The organism is Streptomyces sp. NPDC004752, from assembly GCF_053601275.1.
In genome coordinates this window covers 1-2,193 of record NZ_JBSGBN010000292.1, presented here as the reverse complement: position 1 = coordinate 2,193, position 2,193 = coordinate 1, and the positions used below count along the sequence as shown (strand labels likewise).

The 2,193-nt window shown below is 65.1% G+C and carries 1 protein-coding gene; it reads right to left on the bottom strand.

Annotated elements, in window-relative coordinates:
* Positions 1-120 precede the first annotated feature (120 nt).
* Positions 121-1,593: a group II intron reverse transcriptase/maturase gene (ltrA, locus tag ACWEKM_RS46425; protein ID WP_451627349.1), complete on the bottom strand. Its 1,473-nt coding sequence runs from the start codon at positions 1,591-1,593 to the stop codon at positions 121-123.
* Positions 1,594-2,193: the final 600 nt, after the last annotated feature.

Here is a 2,193-nt window from a genome sequence, read left to right as displayed (position 1 = left end):
TACTGGTGTTGAGTCGGCCTGGGGCGCGGTTTCGGCGTTGCCGCCGACCCGTTTCCCCAGGCCGCTCGCCGCACCCGGCGTGCGGCTCTCACCGCACCGGGCGCTCCACGGTCTCTGCTGTCAGACGTGGTTGTGCAGGGGCCAAGGGCTTGGGATTTTGGCGACTCCCCGGTATCGGTACCGGGTGATGGGGACTGCTGCGAGGTTGAACAGCTCGATCCCCTCCACGACTGGCCTGTTCCATCTTCCCGTTGCCGGGTTGAGCAGCCAGCGGCGGACCTCCGTCCCGCTCCAGCGGTGCAGTGTGCGCCACCATTTGATGACCCTGTGCCATACGAAGTGCTCCAGGGCCCGCATAGTGTGTTTGCACACCGCGTGCTTGAAGTAGTTCGCCCACCCGCGCATGATCTGGTTGAGTCTGGTCATGACGAAGGCTGGCCTCTGCTGCGACGTTCTGTTCGTCAGGGCCCGGATACGCTCCTTCAGCTGCCGGACGGGCCGGTCCGCGATGAAGGTGTAGACGTGCCATGTATTCGTTCCCCGCTTGCGGCGCCACTGGATGTGGAACCCCAGGAAGTCAAAGCCGTCCGCCATGTGAACCACACGAGTCTTGGCTGGTGACAGCCTCAGCCCGAGTGGTCTGATCACTTCGGCGATGTCCTCGCGCAGGTTCTCCACGTCGCTCTTGCGGCCGTTGACCATGACGACGAAATCGTCCGCGAAGCGGACGATCCGCCAACACGGCAGGCCCTTCCTACGACGGTAGGACCGCTTGTCCTTGGTGGACAGCTCCCCGCCTTGCAGCCACGACCCGTGCACGTGCTCATCGAGCGCGGTCAGGCCAATGTTGGCCAGCAAGGGCGAGAGGATGCCGCCTTGAGGAGTGCCGGTATATGTCTCCTCGCGTGTGCCGCCCTCGGTGAGGACGCCGGCCTTGAGGAAGGCCTTCACCAGCGCCAACACGCGCTTGTCCTTGACCCGTTTACGCACCCGGTCCATCAGGGCCGTGTGATCGAACGAGTCGAAGCACGCCTCGATGTCGGCGTCCAGCACCCAGCGGTACCCCTGGGTGCCAAACAGCTGGATCTCGGCGATCGCGTCGTGGGCTCTCCGCTTCGGCCTGAAGCCGTAGGAGACCGGCAAGAACCCGGCCTCAAAGATCGGTTCCAGCACCAGTTTCAGCGCGGCCTGGACCACGCGGTCGGTGATGGTCGGGATGCCTAGGCTCCTGACCTTCCCCGAGCCGCCCGGCTTGGGGATCTTCCGCTCACGTACCGGCAGCGGGCGGAATTCACCCGTCTTGAGTGCGCGGCGAAGGTCCTCAAGGAACCCGGGAGTACCAATCTCCTCTTCCACGTTGACGGCCGTCAGGCCGTCAACTCCGCGGGTTTTGGCGCCCTTGTTCCCCGCGACCCGTTCGAACGCCACGAGTAGCGTCGCCGGGTCGTGCACGAGGTTGAACAGATCGTCGAACCTGCGGCCGGAGTCGGCCGCCGCCCAACAGTGAAGTTTGGCCTGCATCCCCGATACCCGCTGGTGAGACCCCGTCGGGGCCTCTGGGGCACCGCTGTTCAGCAGTGCTTCTTTCGGCATTGCAGCCTCCTTCCCTTCTCGATTCCGCTGCCGCCCTTCCCCATGTGCACGGGCTCTCCCCGGCTCGGAGTACTACGGCGGCTCCGCCCCGCCCGGCGCTGTCGGCCGACGGTGGGCCCATCCCGGCCTCCGCGCTGGCCGCGCGGGACCTGGAGCTGTCACCAGGCGGTTCCCATGTTCATTGCCGATCGTTTGATGGAGTAGGCGCCCGACTATGTCCCTGCGATATCGCCATGCCTACGCCGCAGACCTTCGGCACGGCCTCCCGGCGAGCAAGCTCAAACCCGCCCAGGAGTTCCCCAAACCACCTGCTCAGCAGGCCGGTTGGTTACACATCGCCTCCGGCCCGTATCCGCCAGGTTCGAGCCGGTGAATAGTTGAGAGACGTAAAACGCCGGTTCCTCTCGTACACCTCTCCATCTCGCTCGCCGAACCCGCACCATCTGGCAGTACTGGCACGTCCCGGCTTTGTCAGGACTGCTCCCACCCTCCCCGGCACCTCCCGGATCAGGCTGTCCTCAGCTTCACGACCCTGCTGCGACAGGGCCAGGGTGTAGGTCTTTCACCTCCACACAATCGAACAACGCCTCATGGCGCGCG